Raw genomic sequence first — 22,888 nt, 5'->3', positions numbered from 1 at the left:
CTCCGAGATGAAGGTCGAGAGCGAAACGGGGGGCGCGTCAGTGCGCGCGCGGCAGTGCAACGCCGATCAGCACGTCCTTCGTGACGAGCGTGCGCAGTTGTTCCTCGGTCATGTGCTCGCTGCCTGCCGGCCGCACGGGCAGCACGAGATAGCGGCTTTCGGCGGTCGTATCCCAGACCTTCACGACGACGTCGTCGGGCAGGTCGGTGCCGAGCTCCCGCAGCACCGTGCGCCCTTCGCGGACGAGCCGCGCACGATATTCGAAGCCCTTGTACCACTCGGGCGGGAGCCCGAGCACCGGCCAGTTCGTGCATGAGCACAGGCTGCAGACGATCACGTTCTTCAGCGTCGGCGTGTCCTCGAGCGCGACGATGTATTCGCCCTGCGGGCCGGTGTAGCCGAACTGCGCACACGCGGCCGTGCCGTCCTTCAGCAGCAGTTCGCGAAATGCCGGGTCGACCCACGCACGCGCGACGATGCGCGCGCCGTTGGCCGGATCCCACGTCGTGGACATCAGCTCGGTCAGGCCTTCGATATAGCCGTCGGGGATCAGGTTCTTTTCTTTCATCACGCGAAACAGCGCCCAGGCACGTTCGCCGGGCGTCGAGGCTGTTTCCGTGGAAGGGGTCGCGCTCATCGTGGGGCTCCTTGTGGTGGTTCGGGTTGACCGCCGCCGTGGCGTTGCGGCTGCCGTGACGGGGTGCAAAGGCGTGGTGTCGGCCACGCTCGACGAGCAGGGTAAGAAGAGAAAAAGCGCGGTTCTTTGCCGGCACGGATCGGAAACTATGCTGAGACGGTCCCGCCGCGCGGCAGGGGCCGGCGCGCATCGGATGCACGGCGATTCGCGGCCTCGACGGGGCGCCCGGCACGCGATACCGGCCGCCTGCGCACGTTTTGCGACCGCCGAATGGCACTGGCAGCACAGGTCCGCCACAGCCAATTTCTTGTTCCGCCGGAAAACAGAAATGCGGATTTTGCCTTTCTATTCTCACCCTCAAGCGACGGCCGTTCGATGTCGCGAATCGCCGGCACTCACCCGAGTACCGGCGGAACAACAGTCAGCCAGCACCCCGCGATTTGATCGTCCGGCAACGGTTCCCGTTCGTCGTACGTCGAGCGTGACGGTGTCTGCGCATCCAGGTGAGGAGCATGATGGACAACGTCAACAGAATGAAACTGAAGCGAATCGCGCGCTGGATCGGCTTGTCGCTGATGGTCGTCGCGTCGCATTACGCGGGCGCGGTCGAGGTCGATCCCGGCGACTACGAGCAGTATCCGGTCGGCGCGACGATCGGCGTGCTGTACTACAACTATTCGGCGACGAACGCGTACTATGCGAACGGCCACCGGACGTCGGATTTCGACCTGCAGTCCAATGTCGGCATCGCCCGTCTGCTGCATGTGTTCCAGCTCACCGACAGGCTCACGATCGATCCGCAGGTGTTGCTGCCGTTCGGTCACGTCAGCAGCTTCGGCAACGCCGGCACGCTTGGCAGTACGAACGGTGTCGGCGACGTGATCCTGACCGCGCCGTTGAAATTCCGCCTGAACGACGCGAAGGACGTCGTCGCCGCGACGGTCTACGTTTACGCGCCGACGGGGAGCTACGACCAGAACCGCGGTCTCAATCTCGGCGCCAACCGCTGGTCGCTCGATTTCCAGGCGGCCTACATCAAGCACTTTTCGCCGCAGTGGGCGCTCGATCTCGTCGGCGACGCGATCTGGTACGGCAACAACACGTCGTACGGCGCGAGCGGCACGACGCTGCATCAGCGGATGAGCTACAGCGCACAGGCGATGGTGCGTTACATGCCCGATCCGGGCACGTCGCTCGGGATCGGCATCACGCAGCTCTGGGGCGGTGAAACGAGCGTCGGCGGCGCGGACAACAACGACGCGCTTCGCACGACGCGCATGCGGATCACCGCGGCGAAATTCGTGACGAAGGCCGATCAGGTGCAAATCCAGCTCGGCACCGACCTGAGCGTGCGCAACGGCCCGAAGAACAGCCTGCTCGCCGGCCTGCGTTACGCGCACATCTTCTGACGACCCGCCTGCGCCGGGATACGCCCGGCGCAGGCCGCTCCTTGTCCCCCACGTCGATACCTCGACATCCGATTCCCTTTCCAGAGAGGTCACGCATGGAATCCGCCATCGACAAACACCTGATCTGCCCGCGGACGCTGTCGCGCCGCGTCGCCGACGATTACCAGCCGCCGTTCCCGATGTACGTCGCCCGGGCCGCCGAAGACCTGAGCCAGGTCGTGATGGGCTATTTCGGCGTGCAGTATCGCGGCGCCGACAAGCGCGCCACGGCACTGGCCGCGTTGCGCCGGATCGTCGCCGATTTCGGTGCGCAGGACGGGCCGAATAACTTCGATCTCACGCAACACACCGACGACCAGGGCTACGAGAACCTGATTGCCGTCGGCTACTGGCGCGATCCGACCGCGTATGCGCGCTGGATCGCGTCGCCGGCACTCGTCGAATGGTGGGCCTCCGACGCGCGCCTCGCGGACGGGATCGGCTACTTCCGGGAAATCGTCGCGCCGCGCGCCGAGCAGTTCGAGACGCTGTACGCATTCACGAGCGATTTCCCCGGCGTCGGCGCGATCATGGACGGCGTCAGCGGCGAGATCGAGGAGCACGGCTACTGGGGATCGATGCGCGACCGGTTCCCGATCTCGCAGACGGACTGGATGCGCGCGGACGGCGAGCTGCGCATCGTCGAGGGCGATCCGGCCCGCGGCGGCCGCGTGATCGTACTGGCCCACGACAACATCGCGCTGATTCGCTCCGGTCAGGACTGGCGTGCGGCCGAGCACGACGAGCGCCGACTGTATCTCGAGGAGATCGAGCCGACGCTGCGCAGCGGAATGGAATTCCTGCGCGACAACGGCACGGACGTCGGCTGCTACAGCAATCGCTACGTGCGCTCGATCGATCTCGACGGCAACGTGCTCGACGAGAGCTACAACATCGGCCACTGGCGCTCGCTCGACCGCCTCGAGCGCTGGGCCGAATCCCATCCGACGCACCTGCGGATCTTCGTCACGTTCTTCCGCGTCGTCACCGGGCTGTCGAAACTGCGGCTGTATCACGAGGTTTCCGTCTTCGACGCCAGGGATCAGGTCTACGAATACGTGAACTGCCATCCGCGCACCGGGCTGATGCGCGACGCCGTCGCCATCGCCCGCTGAATCCCGCCGGCACCGCCGGGCCGGCGGTGCCGCTTACCGAACTGGAGAACGTCGATGGCCATCAAACGCCCGACCCGCGAACAACTGTCCGACATTGCAGCCGGTTTCGGCTTTCATGTCGATTCCCGCCAACTCGCCGAATACGACGAGGCGCTGCAGGCGAACTTCGACGCGTACGACGCGATCGACGCGCTGCCCGACTATCTGCCCGTCGTCGCGTATCCGCGCACGCCCGGCTACCGCCCGGAAGGCGACGAGAACCGTTACGGCGCGTGGGCGCGCAAGAGCACGATCCACGGCGCCGCCGACGGCAAGCTGCGCGGCAAGACGGTGGCCGTGAAAGACAACATCTGCGTCGCCGGCGTGCCGATGCGCAATGGCGCGAGCACGTTCGAGGGCTACGTGCCCGATATCGATGCGACCGTCGTCACGCGCGTACTCGACGCCGGCGGCACGATCGCCGGCAAGGCGACCTGCGAGTACTACTGTTTTTCCGGCGGCTCGCACACGAGCGCGTCGGGGCCCGTGCACAATCCGCGCAAGGCCGGGCACTCGTCCGGCGGCTCGTCGTCCGGCAGCGGCGCGCTGGTCGCGAGCGGCGAGGTCGACATGGCGCTCGGCGGCGACCAGGGCGGCTCGGTCAGGATCCCGTCCGCCTATTGCGGCGTCTACGGGATGAAGCCGACGCACGGGCTCGTGCCCTACACCGGCGCGATGCCGATCGAGGCGACCGTCGATCATCTGGGGCCGATGACGAGCACCGTGCTCGACAACGCGCTGCTGCTCGATGTCATCGCGGGCGACGACGGGCTCGATCCGCGCCAGCGGGCGTTGCCGCCGCGCAGCGACTATCTCGGAGGGATCCGCGACGGCATCGCAGGCCTGCGGATCGGCATTCTGCGCGAGGCGTTCGGGCTCGCGAATGCGGAGAAAGTGGTCGACGAGGCCGTGCTGGTCGCCGCGCACCGGTTGCGCAAGCTGGGCGCGAGCGTCGAAGAGGTGTCGGTGCCGCTGCATGCGGCCGGCACCGCGATCTGGCTGCCGATCGCGGCCGAGGGGGCGACGCAGCAGATGATGAAGGGCAACAGCCACGGTTTCAACTGGGGCGGCCTGTACGTGACCGGCATGATCGATCATCACGCGGGCTGGCGCGAGCGCGCCGACGAGTTGCCGGATACCGTGAAGGTGACGATGCTGCTCGGCGAATATTTCACGAGCCGGTATCGCGGGCGCTACTACGCGAAGTGCCAGAACCTCGCGCGGCGCTTGCGATCGGCTTACGACGCGGCGCTGCAGTCGTACGACGTATTGGTGATGCCGACCGTACCGATGCGCGCGTCGAAACTGCCGGAGCCCGGTTGTGCGATGTCCGAGTCGCTGACGCGGGCGTTCGAGATGCTCGCGAATACCGCGCCGTTCGACGTGTCCGGGCATCCGGCCATGTCGCTGCCGTGCGGGGTGGCCGACGAACTGCCGATCGGGCTGCAACTGGTCGGGCGCCGCTTCGACGAGGCGACGCTTTACCGCTGTGCCTATGCGTACGAACAGTCTTCCGACTGGCGGCAGACGACATTCGCATGACAAGTCCGGAGCGGTAGCGCATCGCCGCCGCGCCGCGTGCCGGTCCGACCGGCACGCGGCGTACACGGCGATCGATTGGACAATGCGCTTTTGAACGGGCACGCTACCGGTTGCGTGTTTGCTAACCCATGTGGGGCACGACCATGACGATGCGTCCTATCGCGCGCGCCGCAAGCGGCGACGCGCCCGGCCCGGCGTCCGACAGCCCGCCGGACGAGCGGACGAATTCGGCCATCGAGGTGGCGACCGAAGGCTCGCTCAGCCAGCGTATCGAATTCTGGCGCGAGACGATTCTGCGACTGTTCGCGGACGTGCAGATCGCGGCCGTGCAGAAAGACGATTTCTTCGGCCAGGTGCGGCAGCGCAAATGCGAAAAGATGCGAATCTCGGAAATCCACGCGAGCGAGCAGGCCGTGATCCGGCGCTATCGGCAGGCGCGCAGCGAGTATGAGGACAAGTATTTCGGCGTGTTGATGCTCGAGGGCAGCCAATCGGTCGAGCAGGACGGCAAGATCGTCACGCTGCACCCCGGGGATTTCGCGATCTACGACGCGACACGGCCGCACCACCTGCAGTTCGGCCAGTCGTGGCGCGAGATCGTCGTCAGCATTCCCCGCACGACGCTGAACCAGCTCGTCGTCGGGATGGAACACCGCACGGCCAGCCCGACGCAAACCGGCGAGGGCGTCGGCAGCGTCATGCGCGCGTTTCTCGAGCAGATGTCGTCGCAGATCGGTAGCGTGACCGAGGACGAGATGCGGCAGTTGTCGGATACCGCGATCTCGCTGATCGCGATGACGCTCGGGGGCATGCAGCGCAACGACCTCGCGCAGTCGAGGATGAAGGCGTTGACGCTGACGCGTGTGAAGCGGCATCTGCTCGAGCACCTGCACGACCCGGAGCTGAACCCGCTGATGATCGAGCGGTCGATCGGGATTTCGTCGCGGTACATCAACAAGCTGTTCGAGGCCGAGAACACGTCGCTGATGCGTTACGTATGGAACCTGCGGCTCGAACGGTGCGCGCAGGATCTCGTGAATCCGCAATGCGCGGTGCTGCGCGTGTCCGACATCGCGCTGCGCTGGGGATTCAACGACATGTCGCATTTCAGTCGCGTGTTTCGCGAGCGGTTCGCGATGTCGCCGCGGGCATGGCGCGAGCAGGGCAGCAAGCCACGCGCGTGACGCGTCCCGGGGCGCGTCCGTGGCGGGCACGCGGCGATCGGAAGCGGCTGGACTTCGACGGCGCGGCCGCCGTCAATGCATTGCGCGCGGCGCGTGCGCCGGCCGCAGCGCGTGCGGGTCGCCGGCGTCGGCCGCGCGCAGCGGGCCGCTGCTTCCCGGTTGCGTCGACACCGAGAAGCCGAACGTGTTGACGCGGCCCGCGCATGCGACGAACACGCTGCCGCCATGCATCTCCGCGACTGCCTTGACGATCGACAGCCCGAGTCCGTGATTCTCCTTGCTGTTCGCGCGCGCTTCCTCGAGCCGGTAGAAGCGCTCGAACACGTGCGCGCGCTGCGCCGGGTCGATCGGCTCGCCGGGGTTGGCGACCGACACGTCGACGAGCGTATCGCGCGGCGTGATCGTCACGTTCAGCGTCGCGCCGGGCGCCGAATGCTGGATCGCGTTGATCAGCAGGTTGGTCATCGCGCGGCGGAACAGCGACGGGTCGACGGCCGCGCGCGCATCGCCGTGCAGTTCGGCGCGCAACTGCGCTTCGTCGAGCGGAATCTCGAGGAAGTCGAGCATGCGCCGCACTTCGTCGGCGAGCGACACGTGCTTCAGGTCGGTCGCGCGTTCGCCGCGATCGCTGCGCGACAGGAACAGCATGTCGTTGATGATCACGCGCAACCGTTCGAACTCCTCGAGGTTCGACTGCAGCGTCTGGCGCATCCGGTCGACCGAGCGGTCGCGGCTCGTCAGCGCGACCTGGGTCTGTCCGATCAGGATGCTGATCGGCGTGCGCAGCTCGTGCGCGACGTCCGCATTGAACGCCTCGAGCCGCGCGTAGGTCTGCTGGATGCGTTCGAGCGCACCGTTGAACGACGCGGCGAGATCGCGCAGCTCGGTGGGCAGCGCGTCGGTGTGCAGCCGCTGGCGGCGGTCGGTGGCGCCGATGGCCGCGGCGTCCTGCGACATCCGTTCGAGCGGCGCGAGCCCGAAGCGCGCGACCGCGCGGCTCAGCAGCAGCGTGATGACGGTGGCGATCGCGATCAGCGCGGCGAGCGTCCACGCGAAACGACGCAGCATGCGCTGCGTGCGCTCGCACGACGACGCGACGATCAGCTTCAGGTCGGGGCGCTCGCCGCTGCCTGCGATCGGGACGGTCTTCGTCATCACGTCGTAGCTGCTGTGGTTCAGCGCGTACTGCTGGAACGCGCCGAACGGTTCGCCGACGGGCACGCCGTCGACCGGACGGCCGAAGCGGAAGTCGGCGTCGGGGCCGTCGACCTGGTAGCGCGTCGACCCGTCGGGCGGTTCGAGGTCGGCGAGCTTTTCCTGCATCAGGCGGCCGCGCGCGGCCGTGGTCGCGTGCGACACGATCATCTGCGCGACCTTCGCGCGCGTGTCGATCGTCGCACGCAGTTCGGCGAGCAGCTGGCGCTCCATCATCACGAACAGCCCGCAGCCGACCAGCGTGAACACGAGCAGCGACACGATGCCGAACATCGCCGACAGGCGCAGGGTGATCGAGCGTTTCATGCGTGCCGCTCCGCGTCGCCGTCCTCGCGCGCCTCGAGCACGTAGCCCATGCCGCGGATCGTATGCAGCAGCTTCTCCGCGAACGGGCCGTCGAGTTTCGCGCGCAGGCGCTTGATCGCCGTCTCGACGACGTTCGCGTTGCTGTCGAAGTTCACGTCCCACACGAGTTCGGCGATCGTCGTTTTCGACAGCACCTCGCCGCTGCGCCGCGCGAGCACGCCGAGCAGCTGGAATTCCTGCGCGGTCAGGTCGAGGCGCGTGCCGTCGCGGGTCGCGCGCCGGCCGATCAGGTCGACGCGCAGGTCGCCGATCGAGATCAGCGTCGATTCCTGCACGCGCGCGCGGCGCGTCAGCGCGCGCAGCCGCTCGATCAGCTCGAGGAACGAGAAGGGCTTGGTCAGGTAGTCGTCGGCGCCGCCGCGCAAGCCCCGCACGCGATCGTCGACGCGGTCGCGCGCGGTCAGCATGATCACGGGCGTCTGCTTCTGCGCGCGCAACGCGCGCAGCACGCCGAAGCCGTCGAGCTTCGGCAGCATCACGTCGAGCACGACCACGTCGTAGTCGAATTCGACGGCCTTCCACGCGCCGTCCTCGCCGTCGAGCGCGGTGTCGACGACCCAGCCTTCCTCGCTCAGGCCGCTCTTCAGGTATTCGACGACTTTCGGTTCGTCTTCGACGATCAGGACTTTCATGGGCGGGTCCGCGTAACCGGGTTAGGGGGTGACGCTCGTGGCGGGGCGCGGGCCGGCCGCCGCGACGTCGGTCGGCGCGGCGCCGCCGGGTGTGCCGCCGTCCCAGCCGCCGCCGAGCGCCTTCGCAAGAAACACCACGAGCGCCGCGCGCTGGCCCTGGATCTGCACGGCCTGGCGCTCGCTCGTCAGCAACTGCTGCTGGGCCGTCAGCACGTCGATGAACGGCGTCAGGCCGCCCGCATAGCGGTCTTGCGCGAGCGACACGAGCTTGCGCGCGTCGTCGACGGCCGCCGACGCCTGCTGCGCGGCTTCGGCCAGCACCGACAGGCCCGTCACCGCATTCTGCACCTCCTGGAACGCGGTGAGCACGGTCTGCCGGTAATTGGCCTGCGCGGCAACGTAGCCCGCCTGCGCGAAATCGACGCCGGCCTTCAGCTTGCCGCCTTCGAACAGCGGCTGGCTGACCGACGCGCCGATCGACCACAGCAGCGCCGGCACGGTGAACAGGCCGGAGAAGCGCGTCGCGTCCCAGCCGAGGTCCGGCGACAGCGCGATGCGCGGGAAATACGCGGCGCGCGCGACGCCGATCTGCGCGTTCGCCGCGGCCATCGCGCGCTCGGCCGATGCAACGTCGGGCCGGCGCTGCAGCAGGTCGCTCGGCATCCCGGTCGGCAGGGCGGGCGCGTTGATCGGCGCCACGCGCGGCGGCAGCGAAAACGCGGGGGCCGGCGTGCCGACCAGCGTCGCGATCGCCGTCTCGACCTGGGCGCGCTGCTGGATCAGCAACTGCGCCTGCGTGCGCGTCGCGTCGAGCTGCGCGCGTTGCTGCAGCAGGTCGAGGCCGGACACCGCGCCGAGGTCGTGGCGCGCGCTCACGTAGTCGAGCGCCTTTTGCTGCAGATCGATCGAACGCCTGACGACGTCGATCTCGGTGTCGAGCTCGCGCAGCGCGAAGTAGCTCGATGCGAGATCGGCGCTCAGCACCAGGCGCGCGTTCGCGAAATCGTCGCGCGCCTGCTCGGAGCTGGCCTGCGCGGATTCGACGCTGCGCCGCACGCGGCCGAACAGGTCGAGTTCGTAGCTGACGCTCGCGGCGACCTGGATGTCGTTCTGCACGGTCGACATGCTCTTCGTCGCGTAGTTGGTCTGCGGCCGGTCGGCGGAGATCTTGAAGCGCTGGCCGCTCGCGTTCAGGCCGACGGCCGGATACTGCGCGGACGCGACCGATGCGAGCGTCGCCTTCGCCTGATCGTAGCGCGCGGCGACGGCCTTCAGGTTCTGGTTGTTGCGCAGCGCGTCGGTTTCGAGCGCGTCGAGCTGCGCGTCGCCGAACGCGGTCCACCACGCCGGGTCGAGCGGCGCACGGGCCGGCGCGGCCGGGTGCCAGTATGCATCGGCCGGGTCGAGCCGCCACGCGGCGGGCGTCTCGACGGCGGGGCGCCGGTAGTCGGGGCCGACCGTACAGCCGGCGAGCGTCACGACCGCGACGACGGCCACGACCGCCGCGGGGCGCAGGCAGGCGCGCAGCGCGCTCACGACTGCGCTCCCGCGGCCGCGGAGGCCGGCTTCACGACCGGCGGCGCCTGCACGATCACGGTGTCGCCGTTCGCGAGCGCATCGCTCGGGTTCGCGACGAGGCGGTCGTTCGGCGTCAGCGGGCCGTCGACTTCGAGCGTCTGCCCGATTGTGCGCGCGACCGTCACCGCCTTCAGGCGCACCTGGCCGTTCGCGTCGACGGTCGCGACCGTCGGCCCTTCGGCGCGGAACAGCAGCGTGTTGGCCGGAATCTGCAGGCGGCCGACCGGCGTCATCGGCAGGGTCGCCTGCACGTATGCGCCGGGCAGCAGCCGCCCGTCCGGGTTCGGCAGCGTGATCTCGATTTGCAGCGAGCGCGTCGCGACGTCGATCGCCTGGGACGTGCGCGTGATGGTGCCGTCGAAGGTCTGGCCGGGCAGTTCTGCCTGCGCGACGCTCACGCGCTGGCCGACCTTCACCTGCTGCGCATAAGCCTGCGGCACCTGCACGTACAGGCGCAGCCGGTCGGCCTGCACGACCGTGAACAGCGCGCGGCCCGCGTTGCCCGAATTGACGAGGTCGCCGACGTCGACGTTGCGCTGCGTGACGATCCCGTCGATCGGCGCGACGATGCGCTGGAAGCCTTTCAGCTCGGTGAGCCGGCGCATGTTCGCATCGGCCGCCGCGAGGTTCGCGGTGCCCTGGCTGAACGCGCCTTGCCGGTCGTCGAGTTCCTGCTGCGACACCGCATCGCGCTGGCGCAGCTGCTGCGCGCGGTCGAACGACGTCTTCGCGAGCGCGAGCGCGGCCTGCGCCTGCTGGCGCTGCGCGGTGGCCTGCGCGAGTTCCTGGTTCAGCTCGGGCGTGTCGAGTTCGGCGAGCAGCTGCCCCTGCTTCACGTGCGCGCCGATGTCGGCCTGCCAGCGCAGCACGTAGCCGCTCGCACGCGCGTAGATCGGCGCTTCGACGAAGCCGCGCAGCGTGCCGGGCAGCGCCAGCTTGCCGCCGGTGGCCGCATCGACCGGATGCACGACGTTCACGTACTGGCGCGTGTTCTGCTCGGCCACCGCGTCGAGGTGATTCCGGTTCAGCACGTTGACGACGATCGTGCGCGCGGCGCCCGCGGCGAGCAGCACGCCGATCACGATCAGGACGACCCGCCCGCGCCGCGACACCGACGTGCGCGTCGGCAGGTGCATGCCGTGTTCGTCCACCTGGATGCCGACGGAGCTGTGATGTTTCTCTTCCATGAATTGACCGGGTCGATAGGCTAGAAAGTCAGTGTCCGGCCGGGCGCGCGCGCCGGCGGGCCAGCCGCGCATGCACGCCGCCGAACACGAGCGGCACGAACAGCAGCGTCGAAACGGTGGCGAACAGCAGGCCGCCGATCACCGCGCGGCCGAGCGGCGCGTTCTGCTCGGCGCCTTCGCCGAGACCGAGCGCCATCGGCACCATCCCGATGATCATCGCGAGCGCCGTCATCAGCACCGGGCGGATCCGCGTCGCGCCGGCCTCCAGCGCGGCCGTGAGCGGCGGCGCGCCGGCCGCGAGGCGCTGGCGCGCGAACGACACGACCAGGATGCTGTTGGCGGTCGCGACGCCCACCGTCATGATCGCGCCCGTCAGCGCGGGCACGCTCAGGTGCGTGCCGGTGATGAACAGCATCCACGCGATGCCGGCGAGCGCGGCCGGCATCGCGCTGATGATGATCAGCGGATCGAGCCACGACTGGAAATTCACGACGATCAGCAGGTAGACGAGCACGATCGCCATCGCGACGCCCGCGCCGAGGCCGAGGTACGACGTGCGCATCGTCTCGACCTGGCCGCGCACCGTCAGGTCGGTGCCGCGCGGCAGCGTCGCGCGCGCGTCGGACACGATGCGGTCGATCGCGCCCGCGACCGAGCCGAGGTCGCGGCCCTCGACGCTCACGTACAGGTCGATCGCCGGGCGGATGTTGTAGTGCGTGATCACCGCCGGGTTCGCGACGGGATGGATCTGCACGAGGTTGCCGAGCAATTGCAGCGGCATGCCGGTGCGCCCGCTCGCGGAAATCGGCGTGCCGAGCAGGTCGTCGATCGACGCGATGTTGTATTGCGGGGTCTGGATCTGCAGCGGGTACTGGACGCCCGAGCGCGGATTGATCCAGAACGACGGGGTCGTCTGGGAACTGCCGGACAGCGAGATCAGCATGTTCTGCGCGACGTTCTGCGCGGAGAGGCTGAGCTGCTGCATGCGCGTACGGTCCATGTCGGCCACCAGGGTCGGTTCGTCGTTGCGCTGCAGTACGTGCACGTCGACGGTGCCGGGGATTTGCCTGATCTTCTTCATCAGGCTGCTCGCGATAGCCATGTTACTCGCGAGATCGTTGCCGAGCACCTGCACGTCGATCGCGGCCGGCTGACCGAAGTTGAGGATCTGCGTGATGATGTCCGACGGCTGGAAGAAGAATTCGACGCCCGGGAAGCGCTGCGGCAGCAGCGTGCGCAGCGTCTGCACGTAGTGCGCGGTCGCGCGGTGCCCCGGCTTCAACGCGATCATCAGTTCGCCGTCGAGCGTGCCGATCGTGCCGCTGTTGCTGTACGACAGGTTGATGCCGCTCACCGGCAGCCCGAGGTTGTCGACGATCGCGCCGAGCTCGTCCGCCGGCACGGTTTCGCGGATCACGCGCTCGACCTGGTCGGCAAGGCGCGCGGTCTCCTCGATCCGGTAGCCGGTCGGCGCGCGCATGTGCAGCCGCAGGTTGCCGGAATCGGCGTTCGGGAAGAAGTCGCGGCCGAGCACGAACACGAGGCCGGTCGACAGCACGCAGAAGCCGAGGAAGCACGTCGCGTAGAAGCGGCGGCGCACCAGCAGCATGCTGAGCAGCACGATGTACCACGCGCGCAGTCGCTCGAACGCGGCGTTGAACGCGTGATGGATACGCGCGAAACGCGACGTCGAATGATCTGCGCCGCCGGTGGCCTGCTGCGGGCGGAACAGCAGCATCGCCAGCGTCGGCACGAGCGTGCGCGACAGCACGTAGGACGCGAGCATCGCGAACACCACGGCTTCGGCGAGCGGCACGAACAGGAAGCGCGCGACGCCCGTCAGGAAGAACATCGGCACGAACACGATGCAGATGCACAGCGTCGACACGAACGCGGGCACCGCGATCTCGCCCGCGCCTTCGAGGATCGCGTCGTGCAGATTCGTACCGAGATGCAGGTGTCGCTCGATGTTCTCGATCGTGACGGTCGCGTCGTCGACCAGGATCCCGACCGCGAGCGCGAGGCCGCCGAGCGTCATGATGTTGATCGTCTCGCCGAGCGCGGAGAGTGCGATCAGCGACGTGAAGATCGACAGCGGAATCGAGATCGCGATGATCAGCGTGCTGCGCCAGTTGCCGAGGAACAGCAGGATCATCATCGCGGTCAGCACGGCGGCGATCAGCGCCTCGTGGATCACGCCCTGCACGGCGGCGTTGACGAACACCGACTGGTCGAACAGCGGCGTGATCGTGAGTCCTTCGGGCAGCGTCGGGATCACCTTCGGCAGCAGTGCCTTCAGGTCCGACACGACCTTCAGCGTCGACGCGTCGCCGGTCTTCAGGATCGACATCAGCACGCCGCGCTGGCCGTTCTGCCGCACGACGTTGGTTTGCGGCGCGAAGCCGTCGCGCACCGACGCGACCTCGCGCAGGTAGGTCGTCGCGCCGTTGACGGTCTGGACCGGCAGGCCGTTGATGTCCGCGACCGTGTCGGCAGACGCGTTCGTGTCGATCCGGTATTCGGTCTGACCCATCTTCGCGGTGCCGGTCGGCAGCACGAGGTTCTGCGTGTTGACCGCGTTGACGATGTCGGCGGGCGTGAGGCCCTTCGCGAGCAGCGCCTGCGGATCGAGGTCGATCGCGACCACGCGCGTGCGGCCGCCGTACGGAAACGGGATCTGCGCGCCCGGGATCGTGATCAGTTGCGGCCGCAGGAAGTTGAGCGCGATGTCGGCGAGCGACTGTTCGCTGAGCGTCTTGCTCGACAGCCCGAGTTGGATCACCGGGATGCTCGACGCCGAATAGGTGATCACGAGCGGCGGCGTCGCGCCCTGCGGCATCTGCCGCACGATCGCCTGCGCGGACGAGACCGTCTGCGCGATCGCGGTCTGCACGTTCGCGCCGGGCTGCAGGAACACCTTCACGACCGCGATGCCCGGCAGCGACGTCGACTCGATGTGCTGGATGTTGTTGACGGTCGTCGTCAGGATCCGTTCATGGACGGCCGTGATGCGGTTGGTCATCTCCTTCGCGGAGAAGCCGGTGTAATTCCAGATCACGCTGATGACGGGAATGTTGACCGCCGGCAGGACGTCGACAGGCGTGCGCATCAGCGCAAGCGGGGTGGCCAGCACGATCATGATGGCCATCACGATGAACGTGTAGGGGCGCCTGAGCGCGAGATTGACGATCCACATGGAGGCGGCGGGACAGGCGGTGCTCAGGCGGCGGTGAGGGGAACCCGAATGATAGGCGTCGGGGCTGAACGAGTCACTGACACGAAACTGGCGGATTTGTCAGGTTCGGCGCGCGGCGACCGAGGCGACTTCAGGTCGATTGATCGGATGAAACGCGCACGGACGCCGATGCCCGAAAAAGGCCGCCGCACCGCACGCGCATGCCGCAGCAGCGACGCTTCCGTTCATCGGGCGTCGCTCAGATCTGTTCCATCCCGACCCGCGCGAGCGCGGCCAGGTCGACGACTTCGATCTGGTTGTACGCGAGCCGCAGCACGCCGAGTTTCTCGAGTTGCTGCAACGCCTGGTTGATCCGCTGCCGCGACACGCCGACGAGCATTCCCAGTTCCTCCTGCGAGATCGCGAGCGACGGGCCGGTGTCCGGATACAGCGCGGGGTTGAACAGCTGCGCGAGCGCCTGTGCGACGCGCGCGTCGACATCGAGCAGCCGGCTGTTCTGGATCGACGCGATGAACTCGCCCATCCGGTTGTTCAACTGGTGGATCACGAAGCGCGTGAACGGCAGGCTCGTGTCGAGCAGCGCATGGAACGTGTCGACCGGGACGAACAGCACGATCGAGCGCTGGACGGCGACGACTTCGTACTTGCGCAGCTCGCGCTTGATCACGCTGCCTTCGCCGAACCAGCCGCCCGACGGCACGCCGGAAAACGTGCAGCCGCGCCCCGACGCGTTGAAGATCGCGAGCTTCAGCAACCCGCGATGCACGCCGATCCAGTATTCGGACGGTGCGAGCCGCTGCGCGATCACGTCGCCGGCCTCGTGCTGCTCGGCGCGCGACTGCGCGAGCACGAGCGCCTGGTGTTCCGGCGCGAGCGCGCGGAACCACGCGCACTGGCCGAACAGCACGGACAGGGCGGGCAACGGGCCCGGTTCGAGCGGCGTGTCGGCCGGCGGGCTGGCCGGCGGGCTGACAGCGGCGGCCGCGTCGGGCGGCGCAACGAGGTGGTCGTGCATGGTTGCGGGTTTGCGAGGATAGGGATAACGCGCAGCGCTCGTGAGGCACTCTGTCGTTTCGATGACAGACGGCTCACAATAGCGCCCGTTAGGCTAGCGGCAATTGAACCACATCAAGACCGGTCGGGGTGCATGCACACTTGCCGGATACGAGGCCGACGCACGCGCCGGTCGACAGAAAACGGGAGACAGGATCATGACGCAGATGTTCGAGGCCGGACTCGGCCGCCGCGATGCCAACTACGTGCCGCTCACGCCGATCGACTTTCTGGTCCGTGCGGCCGAAGTCTACGGCGCGCGCCTCGCGATCGTGCACGGCGACGTGCGGCGCACGTGGGGCGAGACCTACACGCGGGCGAAGCAGCTCGCGAGCGCGCTCGCGCGGGCCGGCGTCGCGCGCGGCGAGACGGTGGCCGCGCTGCTGCCGAACATCCCGGCGATGGTCGAGGCGCACTTCGGCGTGCCGATGGCCGGCGCCGTGCTCAACACCATCAACACGCGGCTCGACATTTCATCGGTGCTGTTCATGCTGCGTCACGGCGAGGCGAAGGTGCTGATCGTCGACACCGAATACGCGGAGCTCGCGCATCGCGCGGCGCTCGAAGTGCCGGGCCTGAAGATCGTCAGCGTCGCCGATGCGATGCCGGCCGACCCCGCGCGCTTCGCGGGCGCGACCGACTACGAGGCGTTCGTCGCGGGCGGCGACCCCGACTACGCATGGACGCCGCCCGCCGACGAGTGGGAGGCGATCGCGCTGAACTACACGTCCGGCACGACGGGCGACCCGAAGGGCGTCGTGTATCACCATCGCGGCGCGTATCTCGCGGCGATCAGCAACCTCCTCGAATGGGACATGCCGAAGCACGCGGTGTATCTGTGGACGCTGCCGATGTTCCACTGCAACGGCTGGTGCTTCCCGTGGGCCGTCGCGGCGCGCGCGGGCGTGAACGTGTGCCTGCGCAAGTTCGACGCGAAGACGGTGTTCGACCTGATCCGCCGCGAGCGCATCACGCATTACTGCGGCGCGCCGATCGTACAGAGCGCGATCGCGAATGCGCCGGCCGAGTTGCGCGCCGGCATCGATCACACGGTGCACGCGATGGTCGCCGGTGCCGCGCCCGCGCCGGCCGTGATCGCGAAGATGAAGGAGATCGGCTTCGACCTGCTGCACGTGTACGGATTGACCGAGGTCTATGGCCCGGCGACCGTCTGCGCGAAGCAGGCGCACTGGGACGAGCTGCCCGACGACGAGCGCGCGCGGCTCAATGCGCGGCAGGGCGTGCGCTATCACCTGGAAGCGGGCGCGACGGTGCTCGATCCGGACACGATGGCGCCGGTGCCGGCCGACGGCGAGACGCTCGGCGAAATCATGTTCCGCGGCAACATCTGCATGAAGGGCTACCTGAAGAACCCGCACGCGACGGAGGAAGCGTTCCACGGCGGCTGGTTCCATACGGGCGATCTCGGCGTGCTGACGCCGGACGGCTACATCCGCATCAAGGATCGCCGCAAGGACATCATCATTTCGGGCGGCGAGAACATCTCGAGCATCGAGGTCGAGGATGCGCTGTACCGGCATCCGGCCGTCGCGGTCGCGGCGGTCGTCGCGATGCCCGACCCGAAGTGGGGCGAGGTGCCGTGCGCGTTCGTCGAGCTGCGCGAAGGCGCAAGCGCGACCGAGGCGGAGATCGTCGCGCACTGCCGGCAGTTGCTCGCGGGGTTCAAGGTGCCGAAGGTCGTGCGCTTCGGCGAGCTGCCGAAGACGTCGACCGGCAAGATCCAGAAATTCCAGCTGCGCAACGCGGTCGGATCGGACAAGGCGATCGACCTGGCGGGAGACAAGAAGTAACGGCGACGGGGCGTCGTGCGGGCGGACGCCTTGATGCGTGAATGCGTGAATGCGTGAATGCGTCAAGGCGCCAAGGCGCCAAGGCATCAAGGCATCAAGGCATCAAGGCATCAAGGCATCAAGGCATCAAGGCATCAAGGCGCCGATGCCTCAAGGCACGACGAGCCACGCGATCGCCAGATACCGCCCGACCTTCGCGATCGTCACGATCGCGACGAAGGTCGGCAGCGGCTCGCGCAGCACGCCGGCGATCATCGTCAGCGGGTCGCCGATCACCGGCGCCCAGCTCAGCAGCAGCGACCAGCGGCCATAGCGCCGATACCAGCCCTCGGCGCGCGCGAGCGCGGCCGGCTTCACCGGAAACCAGCGGCGGTCGCGGAAGTGCTCGATGCCGCGGCCGAGCGCCCAGTTGATCGCCGCGCCCGCGACGTTGCCGACGCTCGCCACCAGCACCAGCGCCCACAGGGGTTCGCGCCCGGCAAGCAGCAGGCCGGCAAGCACGGCTTCGGACTGGAGCGGCAACAGGGTCGCGGCGACCATCGACACGGCGAACAGGCCGCCGTAAGTGAGCAGTTCGGACATCGCGCGATTGTACTGGTCGTACCGGCCGCGCGTCGGCCGGCGTGGGGTGGTGCGCCGCAGCGCGCCACGTCACGCGCGCAGGCGGCCGCTCAATTCCAGCCGACCATGATCGCGCCCATCCCGACCAGCAGCCCGCCCGTCACGCGATTCATCGCGCGCATCCGCGCCGGCCGCTGCAGCGCGCGGCTCAGCCGGTGCGAGAACAGCGCCATCGACGCGACGCCGCCGGCGAACAGCAGCGCGAAGCTCGCCGCGAGCAGCAGGAATTGCGCGTTCAGGCTCCAGTCGGGATCCGGGACGATGAACTGCGGAAAGAACGACGGAAAGAACAGCAGCGTCTTCGGGTTCAGGCCGGAGGTGGCGACGCCGCGCCAGAACAGCGCGCGTCCGGCGTCGGTGTCGTCGGGTGCCGTGCTGCCGGCGTCCGGCGACGCGGCGGGCGGGTTGGCCGGTGCGCGGCTGAGCCATTGCTTGCAGCCGAGCCATACGAGATAGGCGGCGCCGGCCCAGCGCAGCACGGTCAGCGCGTGCTCGTCGAGGTGGACCAGCGAATTCAGGCACAGCGCAGTCAGCGCGAGCTGCAGCAGCACGGCGAGCGTGCCGCCCCAGACGCACGGCAGCGCGCGGCGCCAGCCGGCGCGCAATGCCTGGTTCATCGTGAGGAGGTTGACGGGGCCGGGGGCGTAGATGAGGACGGCAGACGCAGCGAGGAACGACAGATAAAGCCTGAACGACATGACGGGAGTGCGGAAACGGAGGATCAGGCGCCGGCCCGTGCGACCGGGTAGGCGCGCGGGGGGCGGGACGTTGCATGCCTGCGTGTCCTGCGCCGCAACTCGTGATTGCGGCCAGGCGTCCCGGTGCGAAGGGGTTGTCGCGGGGAGCGTGCCGGACACCAGGCATGGAGAAAATGTATCAAGCGGGCCGGTTAAAAGGCTTCCTGTTTTCCGGCAAAACGCCCCCGAAACCGGAAGACTGTTCAGATAGAATGCGGATTTTCAGTAGAAGATTCTTCATATCATGGCTACCCGCGAACGCACGCCGAAAACCCTCGACAACCAGGACCGCAAGATCCTCGGTGCACTGCAAAAAAATGCGCGCCTGTCGAACGCCGAACTGGCCGAACAGATCGGCATGTCGACCACCGCCTGCTGGAACCGCACGCGGCAGCTCGAACTCGACGGTTACATCGACGGCTACGTCGCGCTGGTCAACCAGCGCATGCTCGGCTACGCGGACATCGTGATCCTCGAAGTCACCCTCGATCGCCACGAGGACGATGCGCTCGCGCGTTTCGGCGCCGAACTCGCGGCACTGCCCGAAGTGCTCGAGGCCTACCTCGTATCGGGCGAATACGACTACTGGATCAAGGTCGCGGTGGACGGCACGGCCGGCTACGAACGCTTCCTGCGCGAGAAGCTGTACAGGATTTCGAGCATTCGCCACAGCCGCTCGATGTTCGCGCTGCGGTGCATGAAAGATGTGCCGTCGATTCAGGTGTGAAGACGGGGGCGACGCGTCGCGCGGCGTCGTGACGACGCGGTTCGCGGCGGTGCTGGAGAAGGGCGGGAATCGGGCTGTCGCGCCCGTTGCGCGTGGCCCGGAGCCGGATACCGGCAGGCCATGCCCGCGCGGCGGGAAAACGGATGAATCTTCCGTGACGGCCAGGCCCGGCGCATGGTGCGCAGCGGGCATGCATCGGCTACGCAGCGGCCGGACATTCCGGGAAGCTGCGATCAACACCGTGTCGACAAGTTCGTCGGCACCGGCATCCGCGTATCGACATCGCTACGACCGTGCTCACAGCGCGTGAGCACCATGCCATCGAGGGCATTCGCCCTTTTTGCGCCTTCCGTCAGGCGCCCCATGCCGGACGCGGCGGCCTTTCGGCGCGCGTCCCGGCGAGGCGCATCAGACGGATGGAGATGGCGTGCGGCCGGCTGGCGGCCGGTCGCCGCGCTTAGCGCGGCAGGCGTGCGTGCGCTTCAGCGATGACTGCGCAGTTCTCGAGGTGCAGTGCCCATGCTTCTGCAAGCAGCTCGCCAACACGTGCGAGCCAGCCAGCGGATTGGGTGGAACGATCGGAGACATTAGACGTTTGCATGACGAAGCCCCATGTAGGTGGCGAGTTAGGGATAACCCTAATCATAAAGAAACGTCACCGTCTTGTGAAATGCGATTTCGTTATATGAGAATTACTGACAATTTATGTTGCTGCCGCGCAACATGAGCTACACCACCTTCTGCGCGGCGGGCAGGCGTGACGAGACCGCGGCGAGCGCGGCCTCGCATTGACGGGCGAAAACGGAAAGCGGGGCGACGAGAACGGGCGCGGCAGCGCGGCGGCGATTACCCGCCGATCCACCCGAAGCGCCACGACAGGCGGCGCGCCGCGGCGAGCAGCGTATGCGCGAGTTCGCTGTGCGGCCCGCGCGGGAAGCCGCGCGACGAGCCGATGATCGCAATCACGAGCCGGATGCTGCCGGTGTGATCGAACACGGGCGCGGCGATCGTCCCGATGCCCGGCACCGGCGCATCGAAGGCGAAATCGAGTTCGTCCGCGCGGATCGCCGCGAGCCGCGCGCGGAATGCGTCGTCGACCTGCGTCGCGCGGCCTGCGAGGCGCACCGGCTCGTCGGCCAGCAGGCCGGCCAGCACGTCGTCGGACATGCCGGCCGCGAACATCCGCCCGATCGCCGTATTCACGAGCGACATCACCGTGCCGACCTGAAGGCTCACGTGCTGCGGCCGCGCCGATTCCTCGAGACGGATCACGGTCGGCCCGAGCGGCCCGAGCGTCGCCGCGGCCACGCTCAGGTCGGTCGCGGCCGCCAGCGCGACGATTTCGGCTTCCGCATCGCGCGTCGGCGACACGCGTTGCATCGCGATCAGGCCGAGCGCCTGCGCGAGCGGCCCGCCGCCGAAGCAGCCCGCGTCGTCGCGGCTCAGCAGGCCGATCTTCTGCAGGCTCACGAGGTGCGGAAACGCCTTCGCGGCCGGCATGCCGGCGGCTGCCGCGAGATCGCGCAATGGCAGCGCACGGCCCGCCGAGACGAGCGCGAGCAGCAGTTCGCCCGTGCTGTCGAGCGCGTTGATGCCGCGCTGCGCCTTCGTGTCGTCGGCGAGCGCGGGCGGCATGCGCTGCGTGGCCGGCGGCATGCCCGGCGCGACCGGCGGTGCGTCGCGTCCCGCGTCGAGCGCCGCGGTGGCTTGCCGTGCCGCATCGCGCAGCGCCGTCGCGATCGGGCCGTCCCAGCCGACATCGATCGAGCCGCTCGAACCGATCACCGTCAACGCGAGTTGCAGGCGGCCGTCCGCGTCCAGCACCGGCACGCACATCGCGCTGACGCCGGGGCTCGGACGATCCACGCCGCGCTCGATCCCGCGCGCGCGGATCGCGTCGAGTTCGGCCTGCCACGCGCGGGCGTCGGACGGGGGCTGGTCGCCTTCCGCGCCGGCGAGCGTGGCGCCGGCGCCGGCCTGGCTGGCCGCCATCGCGTCGAGCTGGGCGGGGTCGCCGAACGCGCGGAACACCCGGCCGGTCGCCGTCGTGTCGAGCGACATGACGGACCCGACGTGCAGGTTCACGTGCAGCGGATAGCCGCCGTGCTCGATGCGCACGATCGTGGGCCCGAGCGCGCCCGGCACCGACAGCGCGACGCTCAGGCCGACCGCTTCCGCGAGCCGCGCCGCGTGCGGCAGCGCCGCGCGATAGGCCGGCTGGCGCTCGATCGACATCAGCCCGAGCCGCAGCGACAGCGGCCCCGGCTCGTAGTTGCCGGTGAGCGCGTCGCGCTTCACGAGCGCGAGCCGCGTCAGGCTGACGAGATAGGTGTGCGCCTGCGCGGTCGACAGGTCGGCCGCGGCCGCCAGCTCCGACAGCCCGAGCGGCTTGCGCCGGCGCGCGAGCGCGTCGAGCAGCCGGCCGCCGACCTCGACGCTCTGGATCCCGCGCTGCGCCTTGGGCGGCGCGTCGTCTGCGCTGACTTCGTGGTTCTGCACGCGATGATTCTTCCGTTGACGAAACCCCGCATGGTATCTGACGCCATTTGACGCGCCAGCCCGCAGGTTTACCCGTATTAGACAATAGCAAGCGACTTTGTCATTGACAAATATTCGGCGCGGGAAGATGATCCGCTCATTCCCCTCAACACATGGCTCGCAGCCACGGAACGCAACATGGCCAAAGCATTCGCCTCCCAAGCCGATCTGGAAGAGAAGAAAGTCACCTGGACGCAGCTGTCCGAGAACGCGTACGCATACACCGCCGAAGGCGACCCGAACTCGGGCGTGATCATCGGCGACGACAGCGTGCTGATCGTCGACACGACCGCGACGCCCGCGATGGCGCAGGACCTGATCGCGAAGATCCGCAGCGTGACCGACAAGCCGATCAAGCACGTCGTGCTGTCGCATTACCACGCGGTGCGCGTGCTCGGCGCGTCCGCGTATTTCGACGAAGGCGCGCAGCACGTGATCGCGAGCCGCGGCACCTACGAAATGATCGTCGAGCGCGGCGAGGCCGACATGAAGTCGGAGATCGAGCGGTTCCCGCGGCTGTTCGCGGGCGTCGAGACGGTGCCGGGCCTGACCTGGCCGACGCTCGTGTTCGAGCGCGAGATTACGCTGTTCCTCGGCAAGCTCGAGGTGAAGATCATGCACGTCGGCTCGGGCCACACGAAGGGCGACACGATCGTCTGGCTGCCGTCGCAGAAGGTGCTGTTCTCGGGCGACCTGGTCGAGTACGACGCGGCCTGCTATTGCGGCGACGCGCAGCTCGAACAGTGGCCGGCCACGCTCGAGGCGCTGCGCGCGCTCGGCGCGGAAAAGCTCGTGCCGGGCCGCGGCCCCGCGCTGCTGAATCCGGCCGAAGTGAACAAGGGCCTCGACTACACGAAGGACTTCGTGACGACGCTGCTCGCGCAGGGCCGCAAGGCCGTCGAGCGCAAGCTCGACCTGAAGGCGTCGATGGCGCTCACGCGCGAAGCGATGGATCCGAAGTTCGGCCACGTGTTCATCTACGAGCACTGTCTGCCGTTCGACGTGTCGCGCGCGTACGACGAGGCGAGCGGCATCACGCATCCGCGCATCTGGACCGCGCAGCGCGACAAGGAAATGTGGGACGCGCTGCAGGACTGAGCGGGTCACCGCGGCGGGGCGTCCGGGCGGGCGCCGCGCCGCGTTCCTGACGGCGCCTGAGCGGCGGCCGCATCGCGCGGCGGTTCAGGGAGCCGACTTCCGTTCTCACAAGAAAGCCGGGCGCATGCACGCCCGCGGAGACTGCTGCGCGCCCGAATCGCGCG

At 68.3% G+C, this 22,888-nt stretch carries 17 protein-coding genes; 7 read left to right on the top strand and 10 right to left on the bottom strand.

Going from position 1 to position 22,888, the window contains the following annotated elements; genetic code table 11:
- Positions 1–37 precede the first annotated feature (37 nt).
- On the bottom strand, positions 38–637 hold the full coding sequence (nthA, locus tag U5A56_RS05280) for a nitrile hydratase subunit alpha (RefSeq protein WP_321921192.1): 600 nt from the start codon (positions 635–637) through the stop codon (positions 38–40).
- 512 nt (positions 638–1,149) lie between these two features.
- On the opposite strand from nthA, the gene U5A56_RS05275 reads away from it, so the two are divergent.
- The 4 genes from U5A56_RS05275 to U5A56_RS05260 all read left to right on the top strand — a co-directional run bounded on the left by U5A56_RS05275 (position 1,150) and on the right by U5A56_RS05260 (position 5,965).
- Entirely contained in the window at positions 1,150–2,046 is an 897-nt protein-coding gene (locus tag U5A56_RS05275) for a transporter (protein ID WP_321921190.1), read from the top strand.
- 95 nt (positions 2,047–2,141) lie between these two features.
- Positions 2,142–3,200: a phenylacetaldoxime dehydratase family protein gene (locus U5A56_RS05270; protein WP_321921188.1), complete on the top strand. Its 1,059-nt coding sequence runs from the start codon at positions 2,142–2,144 to the stop codon at positions 3,198–3,200.
- 54 nt (positions 3,201–3,254) lie between these two features.
- Positions 3,255–4,781, top strand: coding sequence for an amidase (locus U5A56_RS05265; RefSeq protein WP_321921186.1), 1,527 nt, complete (start codon positions 3,255–3,257; stop codon positions 4,779–4,781).
- A 143-nt stretch (positions 4,782–4,924) separates the two neighbouring features.
- Positions 4,925–5,965: a helix-turn-helix domain-containing protein gene (locus U5A56_RS05260; RefSeq protein WP_044843148.1), complete on the top strand. Its 1,041-nt coding sequence runs from the start codon at positions 4,925–4,927 to the stop codon at positions 5,963–5,965.
- Between the two features lie 72 nt (positions 5,966–6,037).
- Here U5A56_RS05260 and U5A56_RS05255 read toward each other — a convergent pair whose 3' ends face one another.
- The 6 genes from U5A56_RS05255 to U5A56_RS05230 all read right to left on the bottom strand — a co-directional run bounded on the left by U5A56_RS05255 (position 6,038) and on the right by U5A56_RS05230 (position 15,154).
- Positions 6,038–7,486, bottom strand: a complete 1,449-nt coding sequence (locus U5A56_RS05255; protein ID WP_321921184.1) for a heavy metal sensor histidine kinase — start codon at positions 7,484–7,486, stop codon at positions 6,038–6,040.
- Positions 7,483–8,178, bottom strand: coding sequence for a heavy metal response regulator transcription factor (locus U5A56_RS05250; RefSeq protein WP_044843022.1), 696 nt, complete (start codon positions 8,176–8,178; stop codon positions 7,483–7,485). Before U5A56_RS05250 ends, U5A56_RS05255 begins: the two co-directional genes overlap by 4 nt.
- Positions 8,179–8,199: 21 nt before the next feature.
- A complete protein-coding gene (locus U5A56_RS05245; RefSeq protein WP_321921407.1) occupies positions 8,200–9,705 on the bottom strand; it encodes an efflux transporter outer membrane subunit in 1,506 nt (501 codons plus the stop codon).
- A gap of 5 nt (positions 9,706–9,710) precedes the next feature.
- The gene (locus tag U5A56_RS05240) at positions 9,711–10,943 is read right to left on the bottom strand and encodes an efflux RND transporter periplasmic adaptor subunit (RefSeq protein ID WP_321921182.1); all 1,233 of its coding nucleotides are present in this window, start codon (positions 10,941–10,943) and stop codon (positions 9,711–9,713) included.
- Between the two features lie 28 nt (positions 10,944–10,971).
- A complete protein-coding gene (locus U5A56_RS05235) occupies positions 10,972–14,139 on the bottom strand; it encodes an efflux RND transporter permease subunit (protein ID WP_321921180.1) in 3,168 nt (1,055 codons plus the stop codon).
- 238 nt (positions 14,140–14,377) lie between these two features.
- Positions 14,378–15,154, bottom strand: a complete 777-nt coding sequence (locus tag U5A56_RS05230; RefSeq protein WP_124519520.1) for a Crp/Fnr family transcriptional regulator — start codon at positions 15,152–15,154, stop codon at positions 14,378–14,380.
- Between the two features lie 196 nt (positions 15,155–15,350).
- Between U5A56_RS05230 and U5A56_RS05225 the strand changes: the two genes are divergently transcribed.
- Positions 15,351–17,003 carry an acyl-CoA synthetase gene (locus U5A56_RS05225; protein WP_321921178.1) on the top strand — a complete coding sequence of 551 codons (1,653 nt, stop codon included), beginning with the start codon at positions 15,351–15,353 and terminating at the stop codon, positions 17,001–17,003.
- Between the two features lie 150 nt (positions 17,004–17,153).
- Here the strand turns inward: U5A56_RS05225 and U5A56_RS05220 are convergent, their stop codons facing one another.
- Together U5A56_RS05220 and U5A56_RS05215 are read right to left on the bottom strand one after the other, a co-directional pair.
- A complete protein-coding gene (locus U5A56_RS05220; protein WP_321921176.1) occupies positions 17,154–17,585 on the bottom strand; it encodes a YqaA family protein in 432 nt (143 codons plus the stop codon).
- 89 nt (positions 17,586–17,674) lie between these two features.
- The gene (locus U5A56_RS05215) at positions 17,675–18,322 is read right to left on the bottom strand and encodes a LysE family translocator (RefSeq protein ID WP_321921174.1); all 648 of its coding nucleotides are present in this window, start codon (positions 18,320–18,322) and stop codon (positions 17,675–17,677) included.
- A 283-nt stretch (positions 18,323–18,605) separates the two neighbouring features.
- Between U5A56_RS05215 and U5A56_RS05210 the strand changes: the two genes are divergently transcribed.
- The gene (locus U5A56_RS05210; RefSeq protein ID WP_006755380.1) at positions 18,606–19,088 is read left to right on the top strand and encodes an Lrp/AsnC family transcriptional regulator; all 483 of its coding nucleotides are present in this window, start codon (positions 18,606–18,608) and stop codon (positions 19,086–19,088) included.
- An 846-nt stretch (positions 19,089–19,934) separates the two neighbouring features.
- Here the strand turns inward: U5A56_RS05210 and U5A56_RS05205 are convergent.
- Positions 19,935–21,587: an IclR family transcriptional regulator gene (locus U5A56_RS05205; protein WP_321921172.1), complete on the bottom strand. Its 1,653-nt coding sequence runs from the start codon at positions 21,585–21,587 to the stop codon at positions 19,935–19,937.
- A gap of 177 nt (positions 21,588–21,764) precedes the next feature.
- Between U5A56_RS05205 and U5A56_RS05200 the strand changes: the two genes are divergently transcribed.
- The gene (locus tag U5A56_RS05200) at positions 21,765–22,724 is read left to right on the top strand and encodes an MBL fold metallo-hydrolase (protein WP_044843030.1); all 960 of its coding nucleotides are present in this window, start codon (positions 21,765–21,767) and stop codon (positions 22,722–22,724) included.
- Positions 22,725–22,888: the final 164 nt, after the last annotated feature.

The organism is Burkholderia sp. BCC1998, from assembly GCF_905339875.1.
Classification (GTDB): domain Bacteria; phylum Pseudomonadota; class Gammaproteobacteria; order Burkholderiales; family Burkholderiaceae; genus Burkholderia.
This window is presented reverse-complemented; position numbering and strand designations above follow the sequence as displayed.

Coding starts and splice junctions, on each gene's coding strand:
- nthA (WP_321921192.1), bottom strand. CDS start 637: ATGAGCGCGACCCCTTCCACGGAAACAGCCTCGACGCCCGGCGAACGT.
- U5A56_RS05275 (WP_321921190.1), top strand. CDS start 1,150: ATGATGGACAACGTCAACAGAATGAAACTGAAGCGAATCGCGCGCTGG.
- U5A56_RS05270 (WP_321921188.1), top strand. CDS start 2,142: ATGGAATCCGCCATCGACAAACACCTGATCTGCCCGCGGACGCTGTCG.
- U5A56_RS05265 (WP_321921186.1), top strand. CDS start 3,255: ATGGCCATCAAACGCCCGACCCGCGAACAACTGTCCGACATTGCAGCC.
- U5A56_RS05260 (WP_044843148.1), top strand. CDS start 4,925: ATGACGATGCGTCCTATCGCGCGCGCCGCAAGCGGCGACGCGCCCGGC.
- U5A56_RS05255 (WP_321921184.1), bottom strand. CDS start 7,486: ATGAAACGCTCGATCACCCTGCGCCTGTCGGCGATGTTCGGCATCGTG.
- U5A56_RS05250 (WP_044843022.1), bottom strand. CDS start 8,178: ATGAAAGTCCTGATCGTCGAAGACGAACCGAAAGTCGTCGAATACCTG.
- U5A56_RS05240 (WP_321921182.1), bottom strand. CDS start 10,943: ATGGAAGAGAAACATCACAGCTCCGTCGGCATCCAGGTGGACGAACAC.
- U5A56_RS05235 (WP_321921180.1), bottom strand. CDS start 14,139: ATGTGGATCGTCAATCTCGCGCTCAGGCGCCCCTACACGTTCATCGTG.
- U5A56_RS05230 (WP_124519520.1), bottom strand. CDS start 15,154: ATGCACGACCACCTCGTTGCGCCGCCCGACGCGGCCGCCGCTGTCAGC.
- U5A56_RS05225 (WP_321921178.1), top strand. CDS start 15,351: ATGACGCAGATGTTCGAGGCCGGACTCGGCCGCCGCGATGCCAACTAC.
- U5A56_RS05220 (WP_321921176.1), bottom strand. CDS start 17,585: ATGTCCGAACTGCTCACTTACGGCGGCCTGTTCGCCGTGTCGATGGTC.
- U5A56_RS05215 (WP_321921174.1), bottom strand. CDS start 18,322: ATGTCGTTCAGGCTTTATCTGTCGTTCCTCGCTGCGTCTGCCGTCCTC.
- U5A56_RS05210 (WP_006755380.1), top strand. CDS start 18,606: ATGGCTACCCGCGAACGCACGCCGAAAACCCTCGACAACCAGGACCGC.
- U5A56_RS05200 (WP_044843030.1), top strand. CDS start 21,765: ATGGCCAAAGCATTCGCCTCCCAAGCCGATCTGGAAGAGAAGAAAGTC.